This is a genomic window from Polaromonas sp. (genome assembly GCF_016185115.1).
Lineage (GTDB): Bacteria > Pseudomonadota > Gammaproteobacteria > Burkholderiales > Burkholderiaceae_C > Polaromonas.
The window spans coordinates 1-18,436 of record NZ_JACPOF010000014.1 but is presented as its reverse complement, the minus strand read 5'-3'; the positions used below and the strand labels follow the sequence as shown (position 1 = coordinate 18,436).

Sequence of the window (18,436 nt, the reverse complement as noted above, 5' to 3'; positions counted from 1 at the left end):
GTGATCTTCGTAGTTGGCGCTGACGATGCTGTAGGCGCGCAGCAGCGGCTTGTCATTGACCTTCAGGCCGATCATGGTGAAGTGGCCGTTGGAAAACCGCAGCGCAGGGTCGCGCGTGGTGGTGAAGGTGAACAGCTTGTCTGTCCAGTGGTGAACGCTCAGCACCGTTTCTTCGTTGAAAGCACTCATGGTCTTTTGGCGGGTAAAAAGAAAGAAGTTTTGCGGATAAACCAGTGCCGGCGGCGTTGCGGGCTTGCCGCGCGAGGCACCTAACCCCGGTGGTGGTGGGCTGGCGGCGGGCTGGCTTGATCTGAGGCCGTTATCTTAGCTTCTGGTGCCCCCCTTGTTTTGCATAAGCTTATTCAGGGCTTTGGGGCATTCGCAGGGTGGGGGGATGGATTGCGGATCGGGTCCGCAATGACAAACCACAAAGCCCGGGCGTCAGGCGAAATGGTCGAAAGAGCGGAAGTTGCCTTCGACAGGCCGTCCCTGTGCATCTGCCAGGCGCAGGCCAGGCTGTTGCTGGATCTGGCCAATGCGCGTGACGGGCGTACCCGCCTGCGCGCCGGCGGCATCGACCGCCTGGCGGGCAGACTGTGGTGCGGTAAACGCCAGTTCGTAGTCATCACCGCCCGAAAGCACGTATTCAAGCTTTTTGCCCCCAGCCCCCATCAGGCCCAGCGCCGCATCGGTGTTCAGGGCCGCGCCAACGCCGGATGCCTTGAGGATGTGCCCCAGATCACCCGCCAGACCATCGCTGATGTCTATGGCCGAACTGGCGATGCCGCGCAGCGCCTGCCCCAGCGCGACGCGGGGTTCCGGGCGCTCCAGTCGCGCCCGGGCGCGCGCCAGCTCGCCGTCCGGCAATTGCACCCGGCCGCGCAAGGCTTCCAGCGCCAGCCGTGCGTCACCCAGCGTGCCGCTGACATATATATCGTCGCCCGGCTGTGCGCCAGATCGCAGCAGCGCCTGGCCGCGCGGCACCTCACCAAACACGGTGATACATATATTGAGCGGGCCCTGGGTGGTGTCACCCCCCACCAGCTCGCAGCCGTGGGCGTCAGCCAGCGCCAGGAGGCCGGTTGAAAACCCTTGAAGCCAGGCTTCGTCCACACGCGGCAGGGCCAGCGCCAGAGTGAAGGCCAGCGGCGTCGCGCCGCAGGCAGCCAGGTCGCTGAGGTTGACGGCCAGCGCCTTGTGGCCCAGCGCAGCCGGGTCAACGTCGGCAAAAAAATGCCGGCCCTCGACCAGCATGTCGCTGGACACCGCCAGCTGCATGCCAGCAGTTGGCTGCAGCAAAGCGCAGTCGTCGCCCACGCCCAGCACCGCGCGTCGCGCGGGGCGCTTGAAAAAACGTTCAATCAGGTCAAATTCACCCATGCGCTGAGGATACAGGGGGCCAGCGCGGCTTTCATGAGGGTGCGTCGCGGCTGAAAATACTATCATTTTGATAGCTGCTGACGTGCATTTTTATTGGTCTGTAGCAGGTTTGAGGCCTGAAAATGGCCTTTTTTGGGCCTTTTTTCAGGCCTGCGAAGCGCAAAAACCACCTGAAAGCCTGAAATGTTAATACCCATATTAACTTTTCGTACTTTTTTAACGTGTACGTTAAAAAATGACTTGAAGGGCTAAAAAAGCGGCTCGGCTAGTGTTGGCTGTGCGCCAGCGCGCCGCGAAAGCGCAGCGCCGCCTGGCGGATGACCTCGGGCAGCAGGGCCTCCCGCGCCTGCTTTTCACGCAGCCAGCGGGCGTCGTTCTCGGAGCGCTCCACGCTGCTTTGAAGCATGTGGAGAAAAGCGCCTGCGTTGAAGCCGGCGGCGTGTCTGTCGATCTGCCGCAGCGTCAGCTGGATGTGCTCGCGCAGCGGCATGTGCTGGCCGGTGCCCGGGTCCACGTACACCGCGTCCATGCCGAAGCGGCAGGCCTGGAAGCGGTTGTAGGTGTAGACAAGGTAGTCGTCTTCGGTCGGCATGAAGGGCTGGTCTTCCATGAACCATGACGCCAGTCCCTGCACAAAGGCTGAGAGGGCAGCCGCCTTCTCGACCGTTAACGGCGTGTCGAAGACGCGGATTTCTATGGTGCCGAACTCCGGTTTGGGTCGTATGTCCCAATAGAAGTCCTTCATGCTCTTGACCACGCCGGTGGCGGTCATCTTGTTGAAGTAGGTGGTGAAGTCGTCCCAGGTCAGCGCAAACGGTGCGCGGCCCGACAGCGGAAACGCGAACACCGAGTTGAGCCGGGCCGAATCAAACGCCGTGTCCTGTCCCTGCACATAAGGCGACGAGGCCGACAGCGCGATGAAATGCGGTATGTAGCGCGACATGCGGTGCAGCGTCAGCAGCGCGATGTCGGCGCTGGGGCAGCCCACATGCACATGCTGGCCGAAAATGGTGAACTGCTTGGTCAGGTAGCCGTAGAGCTCGGTCAGTTCGCGAAAGCGCGGCTTGTCATAAATGCGCTGCTCATGCCATTTCTGGAAGGGGTGTGTGCCGCCGCCCGTCACCGCAATGTTGAGCTTGTCGGCGCTCTTGACCAGTGCATCGCGTATCTGCGCCAGCTGGCCCAGCACCTCTGAGGGTGACTGGCAGATGCCGGTCGAGATTTCGATCATGCTCGACGTCATCTCGGGTACCACGGTGCCGGGCAGCGGCACCTTGCTCATCAGCCGCAGCATGTCTTCGGCGTAGGGGGCGAGATCGTAGTCGTGGGTGTTAACGAGCTGCAGCTCCAGCTCGACGCCGAGTGACAGCGCGCCTGATTTCTGGAAGGGTTCAAGACTCATTGACGCTCTCTCTTGGGGTATGGCGTGCGGCCAGCGACCAGGGCCTGGCACTTTCGCGCGCACGGTAGATGGCAACGGTGGCCAGCACCGCGCCCAGCACTTCCATCAGCAAGATCACCGGCAGCGCGATGCCGGCAATCTGCCGGCCCAGCGTGGGCGCAGCGTTGACGTACTGCGACACCATGAGCAGCACGATGGATGACATCGGCGACATGGCGCAACCGACCCACAAGGCCTGCTTCCAGCTGGCGCCGCTGCCAACATTGCCGAGCGCCACGCCGAGAATTTTGGCCAGGGCACGCGCCACGATCAATGCCAGCACAATGCCCGCCACCGGGCCGCCCCAGTCGGCCTGCGCAGCAACAACTGACACCAGCACAAACATCAGCATGGTCAGCATCGATGAAGCCGTGCCCATCTGCCTTGGCCATGACCAGGGGCGCGGATTCATCTGCTTCAAAAGCATGCCGCCCAGCAGCGCTGCCAGGGGCGCGGAGCCGCCGAAGTTGGCGGCCAGTGCGGCGCCAGCTGCAATCAACGTGAGCAGCAAAATGGCGGTGTTCTCGCTGGTCGGGCTCATCACACGAAAGGCGGTGCGCAAGGTCAGCGCCAGCAGCGCACCGACCACCACTGACAGGCCCAGCACCACCAGCACCGGATAAAAGGTTTCGGTCAGCCCCATCTCCACGGGCACCTTGCGGCCCCGGCCAAGCAGGCCTGCGCTGGCGCTGCACAGCGTCAGCGCGTAGAGCGTGCTGAGGGTAGACAGCACCATCGCACGTTCACTCACCGGGCCGGAGGCGCGTGTGTCCATCAGCACGCGCGCAAGTACCGCCGGCGATGCCGCCATGGCCAGCAATGCCAGCGGCTGCGCCACGGCATCACGCACGCCCATCTGGCCCATGGCCCAGTAAACAATGACATAGGTCAGCCCCGATTCCAGCAGGCTTTGCACCAGCACCATGGGGTTGTGGCGAAACCAGCGCAGCGAGATGCGGCTGCCGGCTTCAAACAGCACGACGGCGACACCCAGCTCAAGCAAAAAAAGGCTGATGCCCTGCAGCGGCCACACGGCACCCGTGAAACCGGCAAGGCCTGCGAAAGCGCCTATGAGTGAATAGCCGATGACCTTGGGCAGGCCGGTGTAGCGGTGAACGAGGTGGCCAGAAACGGCAGCTACTGCCAGAAGGATGGACCACTGCACCGTCGGCAATCCTGCAGAGGGCTTTATCCATTCGGCCCATATGGCCAGAAGTTCATTCATGCGGGTGGGTCTCCTGTCTTGTGTTGACCACCCACTCGTGGAGAGGATGGCCGGCCTGTTGTGCATCCCGCATGATGCGAGGCCTCAAAGCGCTGTGTTGTCGAGATGGACGCGAGAGGCTTACTGCGACCAGTCTTTAATTTAGCGGCGCCATGAATCAGGGGGTGTAGGACAAGGTCCTAAACCCCCTCTTTTGGTGCGTATCCCTGCAGTGGAAAGGGATTTATTCAGGCACAAAAAAGCTGCGCGGATGGCTGCGCCAGCGTTGCCAGATTTCAGCGCGAATGCGCGCACGGTCCACGCCGCTGACGTTGTGCGCCTGAAGTGCGAGGCGGAAGGCGCAGTAAAAACTCACGCCAAGATTGAGTGCACCTATCAGGGGAATGGCAGCCACTGACCCCCAGAAGATGGGCATTTTCAGGACCTCAAGCCCAATTGACGATGCGGCCGCGGCGAGCTGCCCTGTCGACAGCGTGACGTGGCGCGCTTCCAGCTCGAAACCAAAAAAGCCGGTGAAGGGCGGAATCAGCCCGAGCATGAAACCCAGCGAGATATTGGACGCAAACCCCGAGATGTTTTCACGCGTGAAGGCCGACCATCTGGCCGCACGCTCAGCCCCCAGCACGGCGGTGAAGCGGGGATTGTGGCGAATCGCCGAATCGAGATGGTGCAGCACAAACCAGTTCTCGGCCCAGCCTGCAATCATGCTGGCCGCAAATAGGATCATGCCGGTGAAGGCTGCCCAAAAAAGTGTCGGGCCCAGCAGCGTGAGCGTGTGCAATACATGCTCTGCTTCCTTGTGGCTGATCATGGGGCGGCCTATAAGCAGCTGCACGATCACGTTCACCAGCAGCACGGCCGGTATCACCATGAAGACATTGCCGAAGACGGCGGCCACCTGCGAACGCACCAGGTGCGTCACCTCGTCGACAAACTCGCTCACGGCCTCGGCAGAGTTGATGTCCTTGAGTTTGGCGGCCATCGCCGGCGCCGTCATCGCAGGCTGTTTGGTGGCCAGCGTCAGGTGCAGCAGCTGGATCATGATGAAGCTGGCCGAATACGCCACACCGGCCCAGAAGCCGCTCCAGAAAGCTGAAAGACCAATGGCGACCACCATGAATTTCAGCAGCGTGGTCAGCGCCGTCACCGCGCCGCCGCCCATGGCCTTGCCCAGCATTTCCTTGTACTCGGCCCGGTCACGCGTGATGTAGTGCTCGCCGGTCTCGGCGCTGCGCTCAGCCATCTTGGCTGACAGCAGGGTGGAGTTGGCGCTGATGAGCGCGCCTATGCTTTTGCTCTCCTGACCGATGATGACGCGCCGTATCAGCAGGCGTACCGCCGTCATCGCGGGTGTGGGCGAGAGCAGCGCGTCCAGCAGCTCGCGCACGCGCATGATGCGGGCACGCAGCTGGCGCAGGCGGAACACCATACCTATGGAGATTCCGTTTTCTTCAAGGTGGGCATAGACGCTGTTGACGGCCAGGCGGCAGGCATCGAGCCGGTCGCGATATTGCTGGATCATTGCGCGCAGTGTTTCTTCATCACCCTGCTTGTTGAAGAGTGCGCTGCGCAGCTCTTCAACGTCGGACGGCAGTGCATGAAATGAGCGCACGTCGCCGGCGGCCTTGTCCATGCGCAGCCGCAGTTCTGGTGAAAAGCCCGTGGCACGGATCTGCGCGGTGCAATAGGTCAGCGCATCCATCAGGCTGTGCTGCCAGTGCAGCGCGTCGGCCTCAGGTTCGCTTGATAACAGCGTCACCAGCTGGTTGATCTGTGCTTCTTCAAGCGCGCCCATCCACTGGGCATCAAAACGGGTAGGCGCCACCAGCGGGAAGAGTTCGGACGCATCGTTCGTTTCAGGCGTGCCGGGCAGCATCTTGCGGCGCAGACGCTCGGCCAGTTCGCTCATGAAGGCTGTGCGCGGGGCAAAGCCAAAGTCGCCCAGCAGCGTGGTGACGTCTACTTCTTCCAGCAGCTTGTGCCACCAGGCTTTCAGCCTTGCCTCAACTTCAGGCTGTGCCTGGACGGTGGTGATGAAGGTCTGCAGCCGCGAGATGCAGGCGGGCACAGAGCTTTCATCGCCGCGTATCCATTCAAAGACGCTGATCAGCCAGATGTGGCGCTGGGCCAGCCCGGCATTGGGGTCCAGCGCATTGAGCAGCGTGCGTAAATCTCTCATGTCTACAGAAAGTTACAAGGCCTAATGCAGCGTGCGCGCGGGCGTGTTGCTGCCGGGACCGGCTTCCAGTACGAACATCGGGATCTCCGACTCAAACCGTTCGCCGTCCTCGGCTACAAAAAAGTAGCTGCCGTGCATGGTGCCACTGGGTGTGCGCAGGCGTGCGCCGCTGCTGTACTGGAATGATTCACCGGGCTTGAGCAGCGGCTGGTGCCCGACCACGCCCAAACCCTTGACCTCTTCGGCCATGCCGTTGGCATCGACGATGGTCCAGTGGCGCGAAATGAGCTGCGCCGTCACGTCACCGGTATTGGTGATCGTGATGGTATAGGCGAAGCCGTAGACCGAATCCTCGGGAGAGGATTGCTCCGGGACGTGGTGCGGAACGGCTTCGCAGGAAAACTGGTACTTGGGCATGGCGTGAACGTGACCTGGGAAATTGTGGCGGCGGCGCACAAAAAGCGCCTGGGTGGCCAGCCGTGCATATTAACCGCCCCACATTAAAACGTCGCGGCATTGGTCATAGGGCCGGCGGGCAATGGCTGCAGCTTGCTGCGACAATCCGCACATGAGCCAAAACAAACCCGCCTACCGGATCGCCCCCTCGATTTTGTCTGCCGACTTTGCCCGCCTGGGCGATGAACTCAAGGCCGTGATTGCGGCCGGCGCCGACTGGATCCACTTCGACGTGATGGACAACCATTACGTGCCCAACCTCACCTTCGGCCCCATGATTTGCCAGGCCCTGAAGCCGCATTCCAGAAAAGCCGACGGCACTGCAGTGCCCATCGACGTGCACCTGATGATCCAGCCGGTCGATGCGCTGGCTTCCGCGTTTGCCGACGCAGGCGCCGACCTCATCAGCTTTCACCCGGATGCTTCGGGCCACGTGCACCGCAGCATCCAGGCCATCAAGGCCAAGGGTTGCAAGGCCGGGCTGGTGTTCAACCCCGCAGCGCCCATGGACGTACTGGACTGGGTCATCGACGACATCGACCTCATCCTCATCATGAGTGTCAACCCGGGCTTTGGCGGCCAGGGCTTTATCGACTCTGCGCTGCGCAAGATTGAAGACGCGCGCAAACGCATAGATGCGTCGGGCAAGGACATCCGTCTTGAAGTCGACGGCGGCATCAAGACCGACAACATCGCCCGGGTCGCCGCAGCAGGCGCCGACACCTTTGTGGCGGGCAGCGCAATTTTTGGCAAACCTGATTACAAAAGCGTCATCGACGCGATGCGGATTGAGCTGGCGAAGTGACGACTGCTAAATTTCCTTTGCTATCGACCTGACTCGTTGCAAAGCAGGCTTCCTGCACGGTCAGCAATTGGGTCAGCCGCTAATTTGCGGAAAATTCTCGCTGAGTGAGATGGTGCTTTAGCGATCCGGCGATCAACTTTCATAATTTGAAGTTGAGCAACTGGGGATCACGTATGGCAACGATATCTGTCGCACTTCGGTGTATGCACATCACCTCCGACCAGCCCGGCCGATTGGCAGGCTTTTACACGCATGTTATTTAACCGCCGGTTCATTCTGAAGACGGCGCTGACGCTTTTAGGGGGCGCTACCTCGATGTCCTATGTGAAATTTGCAACTGCCCAATCTGTGATGACATTGCGCCGCCCGATTGATCCGGATTTGCGCAGCTATCTGGATGAGACTGCGGCGGCAGTGGGCCCGGTGCCAGCAAATTTGACAGACGCCCTGAGAGTACAACGTGGCCGTGTCGGCATGCTGGCGGCCTTGAAAAACCGGAAAACAATCACGGGTTTACCCAACCGTGTAGAGACTAGGGATGTACGAATATCCCAAGGGTTAGGTGGCCGTTTGTATGTGCCAGCTATCGAAGGCCCGGCACCCGTCATGGTGTTTTTGCATGGCGGGGGCTGGGTTGTTGGATCGGTGGAAACACACGATCCCTTTTGCAGGCTTCTAAGCGAGGCGGCCGGTATCGTGATGCTCTCGATCGACTACCGCCTTGCCCCCGAGCATCCCTGTCCTGCGGCCCTTGACGACGCGGCGACCGCATTGCGCTGGGCAGCTTCGCATGCGGGTGAATGGGGTGGTGACCCGACCCGCCTAGCGCTAGGCGGTGACAGTGCAGGGGCAAATCTCGCCGCTGTGACCGCCAACCATGCTCACACTATAGACATTCCGTCTCTTTGTGCTTTGATGCTCTTATATCCCGTGACAGATCATCCCCTCGGCAATCATCCCTCTTACACTGAGAATGCATCAGGTTTTGGCTTGGATGCTGGCTTGATGCGCTGGTTCTGGCAGCAATATGCACCCTCGTTCAATCCCAGAGATGCGCGCCTTTCTCCGTTGCGCAGCCTGACAGTTGTTGGTTTGCCGCCCACACTCGTCGCTACCGCGGAGTACGACGTACTGCGCGATGAGGGTATTGCCTATGCTGCCAAACTGCGAGAAGCGGGTGTAACAGTTACTCACATGCATGCGCCAGACATGCACCACAACTTCCCAGTCCATCCTGGGACAGTAGCACGCTTTCCCCAGTGCGATGCCGCTCTTGCTGGCTTTGCTGCTTGGTTAAAGACGGCGGTGAGCAAGGAGTGATAGATTTGCTTGAGCATGACCATTGGAATAGGCGACAAAGAATAATCGCGAATCGCATGTCATAAGCTGGAAATGCGAAAATGAACAGGAACAAAAGAACGTCTGACCTGCTTTACTGATTGAGGTGGATACAGGGTGCTATGTCACATTCTGGGCGAGGAGCGGGAAAGGACGATTCACATACCATTTGTAACTGACCTTGAACCAAAAACCTATCGATGCCGCCATCATCGACCTCGACGGCACCATGGTCGACACCATGGGTGACTTTGTGGTGGCGCTGAACCTGATGCTCAAGGACCTGCCGCTCAGCGGCAATCCGCAGGTCGGCCTGCCCCTGATAGAGCGTATGGTGGGCAAGGGTTCAGAGCACCTGATCAGCTCTGTGCTTGACCACATCAGTTCACTTGATGCATCCGCGCCATCATTGTTCGACGCTGCATTTGCCAGCTACCAACAACATTACGACGCCATTAACGGCAGGCACTCTGCGGTGTACTCCGGTGTGGTCGAAGGGCTGCAGGGCCTGCAGCAGGCCGGATTGAAACTGGCATGCCTCACGAACAAGCCTCTGGCTTTTACGTGCGAACTGCTCAGGCTCAAAGGCCTGGAGGGATTTTTCAGCGAAGTGTTTGGTGGTGATTCATTCGACAGAAAGAAGCCGGACCCGCTGCCTCTGCTGAAAACCTGTGAGGCGTTGGGTACATCGCCGGCACGCACCCTCATGGTGGGTGACTCAAGCAATGATGCGCAGGCTGCGCGTGCGGCGGGATGCCCGGTGGTGCTGGTGACCTATGGCTACAACCATGGCGAGCCGGTGCTGGCCGTGGATGCCGACGGGTTTGTCGATTCGCTCGCCGAGCTGCTGTCCATCCAATAAAAACAGGGCCCGCAGGCCCCGTTTTTCACAACCGCTGGCTATCTCAAGCCGGCTTGCCCAGCAACTGGTCCTTGAGCCTGAAGTCCGCAGGGCTGGGGCCGTACCAGATGCGCATCAGGGCCGTGAAAAATTCAGGCTCCTTGAAGGGCTCGCCCTGGGGAACACCCTTGACGGAGATAACAGTGCCGGTGCCCGGAAGCCAGTCGATGGTGAAGGATTCACCGGGCATGAGCTTTTTCTGTGCGGCAAATATCTGGCCCATCTTGATCAGGCCGGGGATGAGCCTGGACATCTCGTTTTTCGGTGTGTTTTCTTCAAACGCCTTGGTAAAACTCTTGCCGAGTTCGTTGGAGTCGATCTCGCGTACCAGTGTGATGCTCATGCGTTTGGGGCCGGTTGCGGCATAGACCTCTTCCGGGGTCGAGGCTTTTTTGCCCAGGTACATCGCGGCGACATAGACCTTGAAGACAGCCTTGTAGCGGATGCCTGCACCATTGAGCTGGAGCCTGGCGCCGGCCAGATCTATCGGGTCTTCAACCTTGATGCCGGAGACTTCCATCGGGGCTGCGAAAACCCCCAGAGAGAGAGTCAAACCTGCAAGTGCTGCGGCGAGTTGTTTCCTGAATGCCATGAAAAATCTCCTGTTGGGTCAAAAAAGAACGACCGTTCTTTTTTATTTCTCTATTCTGAGCCTGCTTTGTGACCCCGGCAATAGGGTTTGCGAGATGTCCAAAGGTGCCGCCATCTCGCGTTCGCTTTTTTGCGGACCGGACGGGCGGCTGGGGTCGGACCTGAAATGTCTTTGATACACTGAGTCCTGTATGTTCATTCACCGCATCATTCAGACAGGTCAAGGCGACCGGGGAGCCTGGCCCTGGCGTTCCTGCTCTTCGTCGCGCGCCTGAAACGTCTTCCGGTCAAGCATTGACCTGCGCACCCCCCCCGGTTGCCGCGACATTCCCTCTCTTCCCATCCTGATGCCTCTGGCCTGCCAGTTGTATCCGCCCGAAGCCCGGGCGATTTGAATGAACCGTGGTCATGACTTCAAAACGGTCAGCCACCTGCGAAGGAATACCTGTGATTACAGAACTCGAATTTAAAAGCCTTGCCGGCCAGGGCTACAACCGCATTCCCCTGATGGTGGAGGCATTCGCCGACCTTGAAACGCCGCTGTCGCTTTACCTCAAGCTGGCGTTTTCAAAGGACGGCGGCAAATACAGCTTCCTGCTTGAATCTGTCGTCGGCGGCGAGCGTTTCGGGCGTTACAGCTTCATAGGCCTGCCGGCCCGCACGCTGGTGCGCGCATCGGGCTTTGGGCCCGATGTGGTGACCGAAGTCGTGACGGACGGCAAAGTGGTTGAAACCTCAAAACAAAACCCGCTGGACTTCATCAGCGATTACCAGAAGCGTTTCAAGGTCGCGCTGCGGCCCGGCCTGCCGCGTTTTTGCGGTGGCCTGGCGGGGTATTTTGGCTATGACGCGGTGCGTTACATCGAGAAAAAACTCGAAGCCAGCTGCCCGCCAGACACGCTGGGCTGCCCGGACATCATGCTGCTGCAATGCGAAGAGCTGGCCGTCATCGACAACCTCTCGGGCAAGCTTTACATGATTGTGTATGCCGACCCGGCGCTGCCCGAGGCGTACTCGAATGCGAAGAAGCGCTTGCGCGGCCTGAAAGACCAGCTCAAATATTCGGTCAGTGCGCCCGTCGTCAAACAGACCCAGGGTTACCCGGCGGAGCGCGACTTTGCGAAAGCCGACTACATCACCGCCGTCGAACGCGCCAAGAAGCTGATTGAAGGCGGTGACTTCATGCAGGTACAGGTCGGCCAGCGCATCAAGAAGCGTTACACCGAGTCGCCACTCAGCCTGTACCGTGCGCTGCGTTCGCTGAACCCGTCACCCTATATGTATTACTACCACTTCGGTGACTTCCATGTGGTGGGTGCGTCGCCGGAAATCCTGGTGCGGCAGGAGCAGGTGGAGGAATCCCTGGGTGGCGGGCAGAAGGTGACGATTCGCCCGCTGGCCGGCACGCGTCCGCGCGCATCGTCACCTGAGGCGGATAAGGCTGTCGAGCATGAACTGGTCAACGACCCGAAAGAGCGTGCTGAACATGTCATGCTGATCGACCTGGCGCGCAACGACATAGGCCGCATCGCCAAAACCGGATCGGTGAAAGTGACGGAGGCGTTTGCCGTCGAGCGTTACAGCCATGTGATGCACATCGTGAGCAACGTCGAAGGCGCGCTGCTGGACGGCATGTCGGGCATGGATGTATTGCGCGCCACCTTCCCGGCGGGTACGCTGAGCGGCGCGCCCAAGGTGCATGCGATGGAAATCATCGACCAGCTGGAGCCGACCAAGCGCGGCCTCTACGGCGGGGCCTGCGGCTACCTCAGTTATTCAGGCGACATGGACGTCGCCATCACCATACGCACCGGCATCATCAAGGACCAGATGCTGTATGTGCAGGCTGCGGCCGGCGTGGTGGCCGATTCGGTGCCCGAGCTCGAATGGAAAGAGACCGAAGCCAAGGCGCGCGCACTGCTACGTGCGTCCGAGCTGGTCGAGGAGGGGCTGGAATGAACACCATCAAAGTTGAACACTGCGACACCATGGACGACGTGCGCCGCCATATCGACGCACTCGACGCGCGCATCGTGCCCCTGATCGCAGAGCGCAGCACTTATGTGGCGCAGGCTGCGCGCATCAAGAAAAACGCCAACCAGGTGTACGACCAGGCGCGCATTGACTTCATCATCGCCCGTGTACGCGCCCAGGCCCGTGCGGCCGGCACACCCGAGGCGATTGTCGAAGCGGCTTACCGCGCAATGATTGCTGCATCCATTGATTTTGAGCATGGCGAATTCAAGCGCCTGCGCCAGGAGGCCTGAACCATGAAACGTCAAAAACTCCTGATGATCGACAACTACGACAGCTTCACCTACAACATCGTGCAGTACTTCGGTGAGCTGGGTGCTGAGGTCGAAGTCTTTCGCAATGACGAAATGACGCTTGAAGAAATCGCCGCGCACAAGCCGGACTTGCTGGTGGTCTCGCCAGGCCCGTGTTCGCCTGCAGAGGCCGGCATTTCGGTGGCGGCCATCCAGCACTTTGCGGGCAAGCTGCCGATACTGGGCGTCTGCCTGGGCCACCAGAGTATTGGTGCGGCCTTCGGCGGCAACATCATCCGCGCGCAGCAGCTCATGCACGGCAAGACCAGTGTGATCACCACGACGCGCGAAGGCGTGTTTGCCGATTTGCCTGAGCAGTTCACCGTCAACCGCTACCACTCGCTGGCGATCGAGAAATCGAGTTGCCCCGATGTGCTGGCGGTGACGGCGTGGACGGACGACGGCGAGATCATGGGTGTGCGGCATAAAGAGCTGCCGATTCAGGGCGTGCAGTTTCACCCCGAGTCCATACTCACCGAGCACGGCCATGCCATGCTGAAAAACTTCATGGAGCAGCGCTGATGGGCGTCGAGCACATCGGCCTGTTTGTCGTAGCCGGCATTTTTGCTGAACCTCACGCCCGGCCCTGATGTGCTGTACATCGTGGCCAATGCGCTGCGTTCGGGCGCACGTGCCGGCATGGTGGCAGCGCTGGGCATCACGGCAGGATGTTTTGTGCATATCTTTGCGGCGGCGATTGGCGTGAGCGCCTTGATGGCCGCGTCTGCAACAGCATTTACCGTACTGAAGTGGGCCGGCGCTGCTTACCTTGTGTACGTGGGTGTGCGCATGTTGCTCTCACGTACGCCGGCGCCTGCAAACCTTTCTGCGCAGACTAATGAAACTGCGCCTGCACTGAGGGCCATTTTTGTAAGGGGCTTTCTGACCAACGCGCTCAACCCCAAGGTGGCTCTGTTCTTTCTGGCCTTTGTGCCCCAGTTCATTGCGCCCGGCATCGACAACAAGCCCCTCGCATTTCTGCTGCTGGGCCTGCTGTTCAATTTCAATGCGCTGTGGGTCAACTTTGGATGGGCACTTGCCGCGGCGTGGCTTGCAGCCCGCATGACGGCGGTGCAGCGCGGCATCCAGTGGCTCGAACGCGCAGCCGGCCTGATGTTTGTCGGCTTCGGCCTCAAGCTGGCCTTTTCGGATAATCCAGTCAATTAACAAGGGACAAACATGCCCAACAGCCACAAGATCACACCCCAGGAAGCGCTTCAGCGCACCATCGAGCACCGCGAAATCTTCCACGACGAGATGCTGCACCTGATGCGTCTCATCATGAGTGGCGAGATGTCGCCTGTCATGATGTCTGCCCTCATCACCGGCCTGCGCGTCAAGAAGGAAACCATAGGCGAAATCACCGCCGCCGCGCAGGTCATGCGCGAGTTCTCGACCAAAGTGAACGTCGCCGACAAGACCAATCTCGTCGATATCGTCGGCACGGGCGGCGATGGCTCCCACACCTTCAACATCTCGACCTGCTCCATGTTTGTGGCGGCCGCGGCGGGCGCCAAGGTCAGCAAGCATGGCGGGCGCAGCGTCAGCAGCAAGTCGGGCAGTGCCGACGTGATGGAGTCGCTGGGCATCAACATCAACCTGACACCGGCGGCAATTGCAAAGTGCATTGAAGAAACCGGCGTCGGCTTCATGTTTGCGCCCAACCACCACCCCGCCATGAAAAACGTCGCACCCATCCGCAAGGAGTTGGGCGTGCGCACCATCTTCAACATCCTGGGCCCGCTCACCAACCCGGCCAGCGCGCCCAACATCCTGATGGGCGTGTTTCACTCCGACCTGGTGGGTATACAGATTCGCGCCTTGCAGCGCCTGGGCGCAGAGCATGCCCTGGTTGTTTACGGCAAGGACGGCATGGACGAGGTCAGCCTGGGCGCGGCCACAGTGGTGGGCGAGTTGAAGAATGGCGAAATCACCGAGTACGAAATCCACCCTGAAGACTTCAGGATGGGCATGTCCAGCAACCGCACTTTGCGTGTGGAGACACCCGAGCAATCAAAAGCCATGCTGATGGGCGTGCTCGACAACCAGCCCGGCGCACCGCGCGACATCGTCGTGCTCAATGCCGGCGCCGCGCTGTATGCGGCCAACGTTGCCAGCTCCATCAAGGACGGCATTGTTCTGGCGCAGCAGGCGCTGGAGTCGGGCGCTGCCAAGGCGCGCCTGGCACAGCTTGTTTCACTCACCCAAAAACTGGCAGCCTGAACCATGTCCGACATCCTCGACAAAATCGTGGCCGTCAAGCGCGAAGAAATCGCCGACGCCATCAAACGCAAACCCCTGGCCGTGATCCGCGAAGACGCCGAGTCGCGTGTGCTGACGCGCGACTTTGTGGGTGCCTTGCAGGGCAAGATCACGGCGGGCAAGGCGGCGGTGATTGCTGAAGTCAAGAAGGCCAGCCCGTCCAAGGGCGTTCTGCGCTCCGACTTCATACCTGCCGACATTGCGCAGAGTTATGCGGAGTACGGCGCCGCCTGCCTGTCGGTTCTGACCGACAGGCAGTTCTTCCAGGGCAGCGTCGATTACCTCAAGCAGGCGCGCGCGTCCTGCAGCCTGCCGGTGCTGCGCAAGGACTTCATGGTTGATGCCTATCAAATCTATGAGGCACGGGTGATGGGGGCAGACTGCATTTTGCTGATTGCCGCCTGCCTGGACGATCAGCAGATGAAGGACATGGAAGCGCTGGCCCGCTCGCTGGATATGGCGGTGCTGGTTGAAGTGCATGACGAAACCGAGCTGGACCGCGCGCTCAAGCTGAAGACGCCGCTGGTCGGCATCAACAACCGCAATCTCAAGACCTTCGAGGTGTCGCTTGAAGCCACCATCAAGCTGTCAGGCAAGGTGCCTGCGGACCGCATTGTCATCACCGAGTCCGGCATTGCGACCAAGGCTGATGTGAAGCTGATGCGTGACGCGAAGATCAATGCCTTCCTGGTCGGCGAGGCCTTTATGCGCGCTGAAGAACCGGGTGAGGCGCTGGCCGAACTGTTTGGCAGCTAAAGCATGGATGCGCCAGACCAGCTGACAAAAGCCGACCATCTCGCCTGGCCGGTCGCGCCGGGCTGGCAGGGTCTGGTGGACGAATTTTTTGCCGGCACTGTCGGCCTGAAGCTCCTGGACTTCCTGGCCCAGCGCCTGGACGATGGCGCGGTGATCTTCCCACCCAAACCGCTGCGTGCGCTTGAGCTGACGCCGCCGGAGCAGGTGCGCGTGGTCATTCTCGGGCAGGACCCGTACCACGGCCGGGGCCAGGCCGAGGGGCTGGCGTTTTCGGTAGCGCCGGGCGTGCCGCTGCCGCCCTCGCTGCGCAATATCTTCAAGGAACTTCAGCGCGACTTGGGCACGCCGCCGCCGCAGTTCCCAAGCCCCGGCGGCAGCCTGGTCAAATGGGCGACGCATGGCGTGCTGCTGCTCAATACCTGCCTGACGGTCGAAGAAGGCCAGCCCGCCAGCCATGCCGGCAAGGGCTGGGAGGTGCTGACCGACGCCATCATCCGCGCGGTATCCCAAGGCGACCACCCGGTGCTGTTCATGCTCTGGGGCGCGCATGCACAGGGCAAACGTGCGCTGATAGACATGCAGCGCCACAAGGTGCTGGTCGCCAACCATCCGTCACCGCTGTCGGCCATGCGCCCACCACTTCCCTTTATCGGTTGCGGGCATTTTTCAGAAGCCAAAGCCTGGCGCGAGGCGAACGCGAAGGACTAAATTAGCCTTTCAGTGATATTTTTGCTATGTTTTTCATAGCTTGTCACGTGCGTATCTATTGGTCTGAAGGCCGATTTGATGCCTGAAAATCAGCTTTTTTGACTAGATCTGGAGTCGAAATGGCCGGGACAAGCCGATTTGTTAACTTCCAGGTTAACATTTTGTTTAAAAGTTAAGTTGCAACTTAACGTTGGTGATTTTCGGGATGAGGTGCGCTAAAACTCCTGCGGCAGGCTGCCCACATAGTCCCGGCGGATATTGACCGTGCTTTGCTGGCCCAGCGACTCGAAATGCTTGCGCAGCCAGCGCTGGGCGGCGCGCTGGCCCATGTCGAAGAGTTGCTGGATCATGGCCGAATCCGCCGACATCTTGCTGGAGGCCGGCAAATCCTCCAGTGCTTCGCCGCCGTCTATGCGGTGCAAAAACAGGCTGCGGTAGCTGTCGCCTTCCTTGAGGCGGCCATCGGCCAGCAGGCGGTTGATGAAGTCTATGGTGCGCATTTGCGACAGCAGGCTGGCGTTGAAGGTCAGCTCATTGACCCGGTCCATGATCTCCTGCGGCGTTTGCGGCGCATTCTCTCGTTTGAGCGGGTTGAGTTGCACCACGATGATGTCGCTGCTGTGGCACTGGTTGATCAGCGGCAGCAGGGCAGGGTTGCTTGAAAAACCGCCATCCCAGTAGGCCTTGCCGTCAATTTCGGTCGCGCGAAACACCGTCGGCAAACAGGTGGACGCCATGATGGCCTGCAGGTTCAGGCGTTTGCCCGTAAAGATTTCCACCTGGCCGGTGGCGACATGGGTGGCAGATACAAACACCTTGGGTGAAGCCTGCCTGGCGATGGCCTCGAAGTCGATTTCCTTTTCGAGCAGCTTGCGCAGCGGGTTGATGTCCAGCGGGTTGGACTGGTAGGGTGACATCCACTGGTTCATGGCGTTAGCGAAGAAGTTTGCACCCACTTTACTGGATGACCAGCCACCCAACATCATCTTGCTGAGGCTTTCTGCCATGGAGCCCAGGCTTCCCATGGCTTCTACGCCCTGCCATATGTTGCGAAGCGCTGCCCGGGCTGCTGTCCGGTCATCCGGCGCCTTGCCGCCCTGGGGTGCCTGCTCGGCCGCTGTAGCCAGCCCGTGGGCCAGCGCCACGGCGTTGACCGCGCCAGCACTCGCGCCGCTGATGCCTTCAATATGAATGCGGTCGTCCTGCAGGAGGCCATCAAGCACGCCCCAGGTGAAGGCGCCATGCGAGCCACCACCCTGCAGGGCCAGGTTGACCGGGCGTGGCATCGATGGTTTTGGTAACGCGGCAGGCGTCAGGCTTTGTGACATGGGTGATTTCCGGGGAGTGACGGCGTGTCTGCATCATGCCGCAAGGGTAAAACCCTCGTCGCCCGGGGCGGGCAAAAGGCAGATTGGGGACAACCATTACGTGCCGCACTACTTTTGAAGGTTTTTGCAACCCAGAGGCGTGCCAACTGCCATAAAACCGTGGCATAATCCGAGGTTCGCTTGAAGGATGGGTGCCCGAGTGGCTAAAGGGGGCAGACTGTAAATCTGTTGGCTAACGCCTACGCTGGTTCGAATCCAGCCTCATCCACCAGATTTTTTGATTTTTCTGGAGATCCTCAAGCGCTGGATTTGTTGAAGAGTTTTGTAGCGATTTGATTTTTGGCAGAGCTGCGCGGGAGTAGTTCAATGGTAGAACCCTAGCCTTCCAAGCTAATGACGCGGGTTCGATTCCCGTCTCCCGCTCCATCAATCGTTTCGCACTCAACTCGAATGGTTTTTCAGCCCATTTGGCTCAGTGGCAGAGCACTCCCTTGGTAAGGGAGAGGTCCCGGGTCCGATTCCCGGAATGGGCACCAATTCAGGCTGGCGCCGCAGGTTGCGGCAGCCGGCCGTCGTGTTAACTGGTTTTGTAACTCTTCATAAATTTCTGGAGTTTTAAATGGCAAAAGGCAAATTTGAGCGGACCAAGCCGCACGTCAACGTCGGCACGATTGGCCACGTCGATCACGGCAAGACAACCCTGACGGCAGCGATCACCACCGTGCTCGCACAGAAGTTC

The 18,436-nt window shown here is 60.0% G+C and carries 17 protein-coding genes, 3 tRNA genes and 2 pseudogenes; 14 read left to right on the top strand and 8 right to left on the bottom strand.

The window, feature by feature from the left end:
- The 6 genes and pseudogenes from HYX42_RS06490 to apaG form a co-directional block, all read right to left on the bottom strand.
- Positions 1-189: pseudogene (locus HYX42_RS06490) on the bottom strand (ferredoxin--NADP reductase); the annotation flags it as partial.
- A 252-nt stretch (positions 190-441) separates the two neighbouring features.
- Positions 442-1,380, bottom strand: coding sequence for a thiamine-phosphate kinase (thiL, locus tag HYX42_RS06485; RefSeq protein ID WP_293401077.1), 939 nt, complete (start codon positions 1,378-1,380; stop codon positions 442-444).
- A 265-nt stretch (positions 1,381-1,645) separates the two neighbouring features.
- Positions 1,646-2,782, bottom strand: a complete 1,137-nt coding sequence (locus tag HYX42_RS06480; RefSeq protein WP_293401075.1) for a YbdK family carboxylate-amine ligase — start codon at positions 2,780-2,782, stop codon at positions 1,646-1,648.
- The gene (locus HYX42_RS06475) at positions 2,772-4,046 is read right to left on the bottom strand and encodes a cation:proton antiporter (protein WP_293401073.1); all 1,275 of its coding nucleotides are present in this window, start codon (positions 4,044-4,046) and stop codon (positions 2,772-2,774) included. The genes HYX42_RS06480 and HYX42_RS06475 overlap by 11 nt, the downstream gene beginning before the upstream one ends.
- A gap of 223 nt (positions 4,047-4,269) precedes the next feature.
- Positions 4,270-6,225 carry a site-specific recombinase gene (locus tag HYX42_RS06470; RefSeq protein WP_293401071.1) on the bottom strand — a complete coding sequence of 652 codons (1,956 nt, stop codon included), beginning with the start codon at positions 6,223-6,225 and terminating at the stop codon, positions 4,270-4,272.
- A 21-nt stretch (positions 6,226-6,246) separates the two neighbouring features.
- Positions 6,247-6,642, bottom strand: coding sequence for a Co2+/Mg2+ efflux protein ApaG (gene apaG / locus HYX42_RS06465; RefSeq protein WP_293401069.1), 396 nt, complete (start codon positions 6,640-6,642; stop codon positions 6,247-6,249).
- A 151-nt stretch (positions 6,643-6,793) separates the two neighbouring features.
- On the opposite strand from apaG, the gene rpe reads away from it, so the two are divergent.
- The 3 genes from rpe to gph all read left to right on the top strand — a co-directional run bounded on the left by rpe (position 6,794) and on the right by gph (position 9,686).
- Positions 6,794-7,486 carry a ribulose-phosphate 3-epimerase gene (gene rpe / locus HYX42_RS06460; RefSeq protein ID WP_293401067.1) on the top strand — a complete coding sequence of 231 codons (693 nt, stop codon included), beginning with the start codon at positions 6,794-6,796 and terminating at the stop codon, positions 7,484-7,486.
- Positions 7,487-7,738: 252 nt separating this feature from the next.
- Positions 7,739-8,806: an alpha/beta hydrolase gene (locus HYX42_RS06455; protein ID WP_293401065.1), complete on the top strand. Its 1,068-nt coding sequence runs from the start codon at positions 7,739-7,741 to the stop codon at positions 8,804-8,806.
- Positions 8,807-9,005: 199 nt separating this feature from the next.
- Entirely contained in the window at positions 9,006-9,686 is a 681-nt protein-coding gene (gene gph, locus HYX42_RS06450) for a phosphoglycolate phosphatase (protein ID WP_293401063.1), read from the top strand.
- A gap of 43 nt (positions 9,687-9,729) precedes the next feature.
- On the opposite strand, the gene HYX42_RS06445 is transcribed toward gph, so the two are convergent.
- Positions 9,730-10,317 (bottom strand): chalcone isomerase family protein, encoded by a 588-nt coding sequence (locus HYX42_RS06445; RefSeq protein WP_293401061.1) that lies wholly within the window; start codon positions 10,315-10,317, stop codon positions 9,730-9,732.
- A 446-nt stretch (positions 10,318-10,763) separates the two neighbouring features.
- Here HYX42_RS06445 and HYX42_RS06440 point away from each other — a divergent pair, with 446 nt between their 5' ends.
- The 7 genes and pseudogenes from HYX42_RS06440 to HYX42_RS06410 all read left to right on the top strand — a co-directional run bounded on the left by HYX42_RS06440 (position 10,764) and on the right by HYX42_RS06410 (position 16,369).
- Positions 10,764-12,275, top strand: coding sequence for an anthranilate synthase component I family protein (locus HYX42_RS06440; RefSeq protein WP_293401059.1), 1,512 nt, complete (start codon positions 10,764-10,766; stop codon positions 12,273-12,275).
- Positions 12,272-12,583, top strand: a complete 312-nt coding sequence (locus HYX42_RS06435; RefSeq protein ID WP_293401042.1) for a chorismate mutase — start codon at positions 12,272-12,274, stop codon at positions 12,581-12,583. Before HYX42_RS06440 ends, HYX42_RS06435 begins: the two co-directional genes overlap by 4 nt.
- A 3-nt stretch (positions 12,584-12,586) precedes the next feature.
- Complete coding sequence (locus HYX42_RS06430) at positions 12,587-13,165, top strand: aminodeoxychorismate/anthranilate synthase component II (protein WP_293401040.1); 579 nt, start codon at positions 12,587-12,589, stop codon at positions 13,163-13,165.
- Positions 13,165-13,810 (top strand): annotated as a pseudogene (locus tag HYX42_RS06425) (LysE family translocator). Before HYX42_RS06430 ends, HYX42_RS06425 begins: the two are co-directional and overlap by 1 nt.
- 12 nt (positions 13,811-13,822) lie before the next feature.
- A complete protein-coding gene (trpD, locus tag HYX42_RS06420) occupies positions 13,823-14,866 on the top strand; it encodes an anthranilate phosphoribosyltransferase (RefSeq protein ID WP_293401038.1) in 1,044 nt (347 codons plus the stop codon).
- A 3-nt stretch (positions 14,867-14,869) separates the two neighbouring features.
- Positions 14,870-15,661, top strand: coding sequence for an indole-3-glycerol phosphate synthase TrpC (trpC, locus tag HYX42_RS06415; protein WP_293401036.1), 792 nt, complete (start codon positions 14,870-14,872; stop codon positions 15,659-15,661).
- Between the two features lie 3 nt (positions 15,662-15,664).
- On the top strand, positions 15,665-16,369 hold the full coding sequence (locus HYX42_RS06410) for a uracil-DNA glycosylase (RefSeq protein WP_293401034.1): 705 nt from the start codon (positions 15,665-15,667) through the stop codon (positions 16,367-16,369).
- A 215-nt stretch (positions 16,370-16,584) separates the two neighbouring features.
- Here the strand turns inward: HYX42_RS06410 and HYX42_RS06405 are convergent, their stop codons facing one another.
- Positions 16,585-17,697, bottom strand: coding sequence for a patatin-like phospholipase family protein (locus HYX42_RS06405; RefSeq protein ID WP_293401032.1), 1,113 nt, complete (start codon positions 17,695-17,697; stop codon positions 16,585-16,587).
- A gap of 185 nt (positions 17,698-17,882) precedes the next feature.
- On the opposite strand from HYX42_RS06405, the gene HYX42_RS06400 reads away from it, so the two are divergent.
- The 4 genes from HYX42_RS06400 to HYX42_RS06385 form a co-directional block, all read left to right on the top strand.
- Positions 17,883-17,968, top strand: a tRNA-Tyr gene (locus HYX42_RS06400).
- Positions 17,969-18,049: 81 nt separating this feature from the next.
- Positions 18,050-18,123, top strand: a tRNA-Gly gene (locus HYX42_RS06395).
- Between the two features lie 35 nt (positions 18,124-18,158).
- Positions 18,159-18,233, top strand: a tRNA-Thr gene (locus tag HYX42_RS06390).
- Positions 18,234-18,316: 83 nt separating this feature from the next.
- Positions 18,317-18,436: GTP-binding protein (locus HYX42_RS06385; RefSeq protein ID WP_293401079.1), on the top strand; the 120-nt coding region annotated here is incomplete at its 3' end.